2 protein-coding genes are annotated in these 503 nt (G+C 31.2%); both read left to right on the top strand.

From position 1 onward, the window contains the following. Nucleotides 1–268 (top strand): uL11 family ribosomal protein (locus ABD944_RS42340; protein WP_486303781.1); only part of this gene is annotated, 268 nt, incomplete at its 5' end. Nucleotides 269–294: 26 nt separating this feature from the next. Further along, nucleotides 295–503, top strand: a 209-nt coding sequence (locus ABD944_RS42335) for an uL1 family ribosomal protein (protein WP_425550337.1), incomplete at its 3' end; no start/stop codon positions are given.

Genomic DNA, 503 nt, shown 5'->3' with positions numbered 1-503 from the left:
AATCCCTGTAGAGATCTCAATATATGAAGATAGAAGTTTTACTTTTATACTTAAAACTCCTCCTGCTTCTGTACTAATCGCTAAAGCTGCTGGACTAAATAAAGGTTCGGGTGAACCAAATACCAAAAAAGTAGGCAGCATAACAAATAAACAGTTAGAATCTATTGCAGAAACAAAACTTCCCGATTTGAACACTAACAATATACCTCAAGCTATGAAAATAGTTGGAGGTACGGCTAAAAATATGGCAATTCTAATTAAAGATTAAAAGTTTCAATTATATTTACTATTTTTATGAAAAAATTTTCACGTCGACTTACAACATTAAAATCAAAAGTTGAGCCTAAACTTTACACTATTAATGAAGCAGTATCTATATTAAAAGCAACGTCAAATGCTAAATTTAAGGAAACTGCAGAAGCTCATATTGCTCTAGGTTTAAGTCCTTTCGCTTTTTCTTTCTCAAATTTTTCTTTAGTCGCTTCAATTGCAGCATATTCTAC

Source organism: Actinomadura verrucosospora (assembly GCF_039540335.1).
Classification (GTDB): Bacteria; Actinomycetota; Actinomycetes; order Streptosporangiales; family Streptosporangiaceae; genus Spirillospora; species Spirillospora verrucosospora.
Note: the sequence above shows the minus strand (reverse complement) of the source record. Positions and strands in the feature narration are given on the sequence as shown.